This is a genomic window from Clostridium sp., assembly GCF_016650095.1.
Taxonomy (GTDB): Bacteria; Bacillota; Clostridia; order Clostridiales; family Clostridiaceae; genus Clostridium_AD.
In genome coordinates this window covers 1-7,400 of the sequence record NZ_JAENWL010000171.1, presented here as the reverse complement: position 1 = coordinate 7,400, position 7,400 = coordinate 1, and the positions used below count along the sequence as shown (strand labels likewise).

Below are 7,400 nucleotides of genomic sequence, written 5' to 3'. Positions count from 1 at the left end.
GAGGATGTTATGGATATAAACAAAATAGAGAAAAACTTTTTTAATTGTTTTGATGAGTTTAAGGTCTTGTTTTTTCCACAGCAGTGGAGTGATATATTCTTAGACTTTTCCAAAAATGAAATATTAGCACTATTATTCTTGTATAGAAAGAAGAATGCTAATATGACGGAAATAGCAGAATACATAATGGCACCATTAAATACTGCTACAGGGGTTATAGCTAGATTGGAAAAAAAACTGATGGTAGAAAGAATAAGGAGTGATCAAGATAGAAGAATAGTTTTGATAACTCTTACTGAGGCTGCTAATATAGTAATTGAGAAGGCAAAAGCTATGATCATTAAATATATAATTAATATTTATTCAAAACTTACTGAGGATGAAATTTCTTCAGCTTTAAGTATTTATCAAAAGGTACTTGGAGTTTTTAAAGAAAGTGTGTGTTTAAGTAAAGAAGAAGAGAGTCCAGCTAAAAAATTAAGAAAAATAATTATAGAATAACTCAGTATAACTGAGTTATTCTTAGAGCAAATACTTCGATAAAAGAACTATTCATTTTAAGAATTAAAATAAGGAGGCGCAATATGAAAAGAATCATTATTTTTACTGGGAAAGGTGGAGTTGGCAAAACCAGTACTGCTGCAGCACATGCTCTTAAGGCTTCTATGGAGGGATTAAGGACTTTAATTGTTAGCACAGACATGGCACATAATTTAAGTGATATTTTTATGCAGGAAATAAAAAATGAACCTACAGAAATACGAGAAAATTTATGGGGACTTGAAATTGATCCTAATTATGAAATGGAGAATTATTACGGAAGTATTCAAGCAGCTTTTAAGAAAATGATGGTTTTTAAAGATGAAAAGCAAATAGAAAATTTTGAGGATATTATTGTGTTTCCAGGAATGGAAGAGTTATTTTGTCTTTTAAAAATCAAGGATTTACATGATAGAGGTATTTATGACCTGATAATTGTGGACAGTGCGCCAACAGGAGAAACTATATCTCTTTTAAAGTTTCCAGAGCTTATGAGCTGGTACATGGAGAAATTATTCCCAATTGGAAAGGTTGCATTGAAAGTGATAAGGCCTATAGCTAAGTTAGCTTTTAAAATAGAAATGCCTGATAAACAAGCTATGAATGATATTGAAAAACTTTATATACTGCTAACAGAACTTCAAAATCTATTGAAGGATAGGGAGTGCTGTAGCATAAGATTAGTCACAATTCCTGAAAAAATGGTTATTGAAGAGACCAAAAGGAACTACATGTATTTAAATCTTTATAATTTTAATGTAGATGCTATATATATTAATAGGATAATACCAGAAGATATAGGCAATAGCTTTTTTGATGAGTGGAAGTGCATTCAAAAAAAGTACATGGAAGAAATAGATTCGGTATTTTTGAATCTGCCTAGGTTTAAAATTAAATGGTATGAGGTAGATATTAACGGTATCGAGGGTCTCCAGCGAATAGTTCAGGATTCACTGGATGTCAAAGATATATTAAGGGTTCAAAAAATAACATTTAGTGAAAAATTTGAAAAGGTAGAAGGAGGCTATAAGCTTCAAGTATATGTTCCTTTTGGAGATAAGAAAGACTTAGAGCTATATGAAACTGGTTCAGATATATCTATTAAGATAGGAAATTTCAAGAGGAATATTCCTTGCCCGAGTTCACTGAAAAAGTATTCTATAAGTAAAGCTGATTTTAAAGATGATTATTTATCTATATATTTTGAGGAGAAGGTGGATTAAATGAATAGTGATATAATAAAAAAATTAGTAAAAATAGAAAAACTTAAATATGAAATTATAAAGGAAATCTTGCCGGAAAAAGTATTGCATAGGCTTAATAACTTTGAAAAAGAAGCAGTTACTGTTATAAAAGATATTGCCTTGGAACTTATGCAAGAGTCTTGTAAAAAAGATGAAGAAGAAGTAAGAAAAGAGATTAAAAAGGTTGAAGTTGAGTAATTGGAGGGGTTAAAGTGAGAATTATTTTATATACAGGAAAAGGTGGAGTGGGGAAAACTAGTGTTGCAGCAGCAACAGCCTGCCAAATTGCAAAACAGGGAAAAAAAGTGGTTATAATGAGTACAGATAAGGCTCATAGTCTTTCCGATGTCTTCGGAATAAAGTTATCTAATACACCTACTCAAATAACGGACAATTTAGAAGCTATTGAGGTAGATGCCCTTATTGAGAATGAAGCTATCTGGGGAAATATCAAGGGATATATAGAAAAATTAATGCTATCAAAAACTATGAAAAGCATTGAAGTTGAAGAATTACTGGTTTTTCCAGGCTTAGAAGATCTCATCTCGTTACTTAAAATTAAACAGATTAATGATGATGATAATTATGATGTGTTAATAGTTGATTGTGCACCCACTGGAGAAACTATGTCCCTTTTAAAATTTCCAGAGCTTTTTAAGTGGTGGATGGACAAAATTTTCCCTTTGAAAAGGAAGGCGGCCAAACTTGTAAAGCCAATAATTGATCATACAATAAAGATCCCACTTCCTGATGAGAAAACATTTGATGAAATCGAAATCCTTTATAACAAAATTGATGAACTCCATAAGTTAATGCTACAAAAGGATAATGTAAGTCTTAGAATAGTTACTACTCCAGAAAAAATTGTTATTAAAGAAGCTAAAAGAAATTTTTCTTATTTGCATTTATATGATTTTAATGTAGACGCAATAATTGTTAATAAGATAATCTCAGAAGAGGGTGGAAAAGGGTATTTTGAAAAGTGGATGAAGCTTCAAAGTGAAAATCTTGTGGATATAAGTGAAAGTTTTAGCCCTGTACCAATATTTAAAACTGAGCTAATGCATAGTGAGGTTAGGAATTATGAATCACTATTAATTATGGGGCAGAGCATATTTAAAGAAGTTTCTGCAGAAAAAGTATTTTTTAAGGATAAGATTTTTGAGGTTGAAAAATCAAGTACGGATGAATGCTATTATTTAAATATAAATATGCCATTCGTAGATAAAAAAGAATTAAACTTACTTCAAAATGGGGATGAAATTAGTATTTCCATTAAAAATGAAAAACGCAACTTTGTGATTCCACAAAAATTACATTCAAAGAAAATTATTAAAGCGAGTTATGAGGAGGGAAAGTTAAGGATACAATTCAATTGAAATGCTTGTTGAATTACTTTAGGGGCTAATTTATTGTTTATATATGTAAGTGTATGATATAATTTTATTATTGTTGATTTATTAATGGTAGATGATTCTGGATATATGGGCAAGTATATATATTGTGATGATTGACCTGTATAGAAAGGAGTCAAAATGCAAAATTTTATTTTTTCACTTAGTGTAGTTTTACCGCTTCTAATAATGATGACTTTGGGTTGGACTTTAAAGTATTTTAAAGTATGTGATGAGAGTTTTTTCAAAACAGCAAATAAATTAGTTTTTAAGGTTTTTTTACCTTTAATGTTGTTTAATAATATTTATTTAAGCGATATAGTAAGTGATTTTAATCTGAAACTAATTATTTTTGTATTATCTTCAATTCTTATAACTGTTATTTTGCTGATTTTAATTATTCCCAAAATTGAAGCTCAGAATAGAAATAGAGGAGTGCTAATTCAGGCGCTTTTCAGGAGTAATTACATATTGTTTGGGGTACCGATTTGTATGAACTTATTTGGGCAGGGAGGAGTTGGATTAACTTCGATGCTTGCTGCTTTTGTGGTTCCATTGTACAATTTTTTAGCGGTTTTTGTGCTCGCCATATATGCAAACAAAGAAATTGATGAGAATATAGGAATAAAAAAGACATTTATAGATATAGCTCAAAACCCCTTAATTATTGCTTGTGTTATTGGAATAGCAATGTCTGCAATAGGAATAAAACTTCCCAGTGTTATTGAAAAAACTATTTCAGATATTTCGAAAATATCAACTCCTTTTGCACTTATTATATTAGGAGGTGCTGTTGAGGCACGGGGTGTTTTGAAGAACATTAAATATATTATGTGGGTTTCCGCATTTAAGTTAATTGTTTTACCCGCAATTATTATTTCATTAGGAATTTTGATTGGATTCAGGCATTATGAACTGGGGGTTTTGCTGGCGGTATTTGCATCACCTACAGCTGTAGTTAGCTATATTATGGCGCAACAAGTGGAAGCAAATGATGAACTGGCGGGACAGTTAGTTGCAACTACTACGATTCTATCGTCTTTCACAATTTTCTGTTTTATTTTGATTTTAAAAAACTATGGCTTTATTTAATAAATTTTATGCCGCCAATGATTTGCGCTGTTCTTTAATAGTATATGAAACAATTAATGTAATTATGGGAGCTAAATAACACAATACTGCATAAGGAGCATAGGAAGTAGCAGAAATTCCCGTAAGAGATTTAAGAATAAGAGCATTAATATTCCAAGCCATTAAAGGCGCAATTATGGTACCTGTATCCGAAATAGTTCTTGCGAGTAGCGTTGTGTCAACATCGAGTTCATTATATTTATCCTGTAGAAGGCGTCCAGGTAGTAATATTCCAACTGTCTGGTCGCAGGTTATTATAGTTAAGAAACTACTAATTAACGATGTTTTTAAAATAAGTTGTCCCTTAGTCCGTACACCATTGGTTAGTTTTTTAACTAAAGGTACTATCATGCCACTTTTTTCAAATAGACTTGTTAAGCTAACGGCTCCCATAACTATAAAAACAACCTCTATCATAGATTTAATACCACCACTTACAAGTATTTTATTAAGTTCAGTAGAGGCAGTAGAACCTTTGTATCCTAAAAAAAGTGAATTTATAAGGATAGGTAAGGACATATGCTGAGAGAAAACACTAACTATGCAACCTACAAAGACACCTATTAATATTGTAGGTATTGTTTTAACACCGAAAAGAGGTGTTATAAGGACTATAGCGGGAAGAAGTGCAATGTATGGCGATATAGTAAAGCCTTCGAGTATAGCCTTCTGGTAATGTATAAGATTTTCAGAACCAGTGCTTGAGGTAAAATTTGAGCCTAGTAAATAATATATTATAGCAGTAATTATAAATAGGGGTATAAAGGTTGGCAGCATTGAAGCCACAACATCCTTATAGCTCCTTTTTGTTGTTGTAAGTGTAAGATTAAATAATCCAGATAGTGGAGACATCTTGTCAGCTATAAAGGCACCAGATATTATTGCTCCAAGGAGTATAGGTGATGGAACTCCAAACCCATTGCCAACACCAAGTAGTGCAATGCCTATTGTACTTACTGTTCCAATAGCAGTACCCATAAATATAGATACTATTGAAACGATTAGAAAGGTAGAGAGAAGAAAATTCATATCTTTCATATATTCAAACCCATAATACATTAGAGATGGCACAACGCCAGAAGCGAGCCATACAGAAGCAGCCGCACCAACTAGTAAAATTAGCACATAAAGCCTCCATGCTTCTTTTAAACCTGATAGAATTATATTTAATATATCTTTGATACTGTATTTGTATTTTATAAGTATCAAGGATGTAAAGATAATACCACCTAAAAATCCATATGCCATTGACGTTTTAGTTGCAATGCAAGCAGAAATTAGAATTATACTTGTAGTTATAATAATATTGGAATGGATTTTTGATATATTTTTTTTATCCATGTGTCACCTCAATAAGTTATTTATTATAACCTAAATTCTCAGCTTAATAGTTACATGTATAAAACAATGTAATTTTATGAAGGACTTAGGATATTACTTGTATATTTTACCATTACATTTACTGCTTTTCAACCTTTTTTTACAGCTCTAAAAATATGGAAAAGAGGTTTCTAAAATTTATAGAAATTTTCATTCTATAGATATGTTATTAAATCATTAGTTTATTATTCTTTTACCTATTACAAAGTTATCTTTGTAATAGCCAGTTAATTCAGATATTTTTACAACATCACCAGGTTTAGAAGAATGCATAAATTCATTATCCCCAATATATATTCCTACGTGAGATACTTCAGAAGATGAAGCCAAATTTGTCATAAAAAAGACTAGATCCCCATCTTGAAGATTATTTATATCAACAGACATACCTTTATCTACCTGGTCCATAGTTGTTCTAGGCAAATCTATACCAAAGTTCTTGTAACTATACTGTACAAATCCCGAACAATCGAATCCACCACTTATATATTTTCCAGTAGCATCGAATTTTGCTGGGGCTGAGCCACCCCATAAGTAAGGCATCCCCAAAAATGTATTTGAATATGACACTAAATTATCCCCATTTATTAATGCATCATATTGCTGGCCATCTGCAATATATTGAGCTTTGCTTAATGAAGCATTAACTACGCTTACATATGATTTAAATACATATCCCCATTGTCCAGAGTACTTAATTTTATAGAAGTCACCTTGCACTCCATATATATCCACTTTATCAGCTGGATATAGTAAACCAATGACAGTAGAATTATTATCTATAGAAGGCATTTTTCTTACATTTAAAAAATCAGACGCTGTAATAGTTCCAATTCCTGTAGGATTTAATACAGGTGTAGTTACAATGTTAGTACTATTTGTATTTGCAGTCTTTTCAGCTGTAATTTTTACATATAATGCACTTATATAATTTGTTTTACCAGAATAAATTATCTTATAAAAACCATTTAACTCACCACAGATTATAACTTTTTCTCCAAGAGTAATAGCAGCGGTTACAGGATAAGTTGTTCCAGCTCCAGATCGTACATTTAATTCTTTTGCGGTTATCTCTCCATATTTTTCTACGTAAGTAGATTTTACACTTTCTATAATTTTAGGAACAGGAGTGGTTTTTGCTATGGGTATATAGGAACTTATATTTATATAAGAACTTATATTTATATAAGAACTATGCACGTAGCCAGTTTTTCCACTATAGCTTATTTTATAAAAAACTCCCTCTTTTCCAAGTGTATTTATTTTTGTGTCTTTTAATAGAGCACCTGTAATCGAAGATGAAAGTGAAGGTTTTTGCCTGATATTTAAGCATGCTGTATTCACGACGCCAATATCAGCAAATGCACTTTGGGAACTTACCATAGTAAATAACATTACTATAAAGGATATTCTTTTTTTCATATCTTTACCAACCTTTCTATTATATATAGTGTACAATAAGCTATACTATACTATATTATCGATACTCTAAACCATAAACTTTAGAATTTTTTTGAGTATTATTTAAATTTTCATTTAAACTACCATTTTAAAATGATGAAGTCTTATTTAGGTATTATAGTACTTATATAGTAATAAATTGTTTAATCAAGTTATATAAAAAAACAAGGAATTTCAATACATTCGTAGAATAATTCATTTAGAAGCATAAAAATGTTAGATGTAGAATTGAGGATAATTTAAAGAAAAT

Annotated in this window: 7 protein-coding genes; 5 read left to right on the top strand and 2 right to left on the bottom strand. The window is 30.7% G+C overall.

The window, feature by feature from the left end:
• Positions 1–9: 9 nt before the first annotated feature.
• The 5 genes from JJE11_RS10975 (at position 10) to JJE11_RS10955 (ending at position 4,270) form a co-directional block, all read left to right on the top strand.
• A complete protein-coding gene (locus tag JJE11_RS10975; protein WP_291635507.1) occupies positions 10–501 on the top strand; it encodes a MarR family transcriptional regulator in 492 nt (163 codons plus the stop codon).
• Positions 502–584: 83 nt separating this feature from the next.
• Positions 585–1,763: an ArsA family ATPase gene (locus tag JJE11_RS10970; protein ID WP_291635505.1), complete on the top strand. Its 1,179-nt coding sequence runs from the start codon at positions 585–587 to the stop codon at positions 1,761–1,763.
• A complete protein-coding gene (locus JJE11_RS10965; protein WP_291635503.1) occupies positions 1,764–1,982 on the top strand; it encodes a hypothetical protein in 219 nt (72 codons plus the stop codon). It abuts the gene before it with no gap.
• Positions 1,983–1,996: 14 nt separating this feature from the next.
• Positions 1,997–3,163 carry an ArsA family ATPase gene (locus JJE11_RS10960; protein WP_291635501.1) on the top strand — a complete coding sequence of 389 codons (1,167 nt, stop codon included), beginning with the start codon at positions 1,997–1,999 and terminating at the stop codon, positions 3,161–3,163.
• Positions 3,164–3,319: 156 nt separating this feature from the next.
• Positions 3,320–4,270, top strand: a complete 951-nt coding sequence (locus JJE11_RS10955; RefSeq protein WP_291635499.1) for an AEC family transporter — start codon at positions 3,320–3,322, stop codon at positions 4,268–4,270.
• A gap of 6 nt (positions 4,271–4,276) precedes the next feature.
• On the opposite strand, the gene JJE11_RS10950 is transcribed toward JJE11_RS10955, so the two are convergent.
• On the bottom strand, positions 4,277–5,650 hold the full coding sequence (locus JJE11_RS10950) for a Na+/H+ antiporter NhaC family protein (RefSeq protein WP_291635497.1): 1,374 nt from the start codon (positions 5,648–5,650) through the stop codon (positions 4,277–4,279).
• Positions 5,651–5,866: 216 nt separating this feature from the next.
• Complete coding sequence (locus tag JJE11_RS10945; protein WP_291635495.1) at positions 5,867–7,111, bottom strand: C40 family peptidase; 1,245 nt, start codon at positions 7,109–7,111, stop codon at positions 5,867–5,869.
• Positions 7,112–7,400 lie beyond the last annotated feature (289 nt).

Excerpts from the sequence above, each read along its gene's own strand:
- JJE11_RS10975 (WP_291635507.1), top strand. The coding sequence starts at position 10 with ATGGATATAAACAAAATAGAGAAAAACTTTTTTAATTGTTTTGATGAG.
- JJE11_RS10955 (WP_291635499.1), top strand. The coding sequence starts at position 3,320 with ATGCAAAATTTTATTTTTTCACTTAGTGTAGTTTTACCGCTTCTAATA.
- JJE11_RS10965 (WP_291635503.1), top strand. The coding sequence starts at position 1,764 with ATGAATAGTGATATAATAAAAAAATTAGTAAAAATAGAAAAACTTAAA.
- JJE11_RS10970 (WP_291635505.1), top strand. The coding sequence starts at position 585 with ATGAAAAGAATCATTATTTTTACTGGGAAAGGTGGAGTTGGCAAAACC.
- JJE11_RS10945 (WP_291635495.1), bottom strand. The coding sequence starts at position 7,111 with ATGAAAAAAAGAATATCCTTTATAGTAATGTTATTTACTATGGTAAGT.
- JJE11_RS10950 (WP_291635497.1), bottom strand. The coding sequence starts at position 5,650 with ATGGATAAAAAAAATATATCAAAAATCCATTCCAATATTATTATAACT.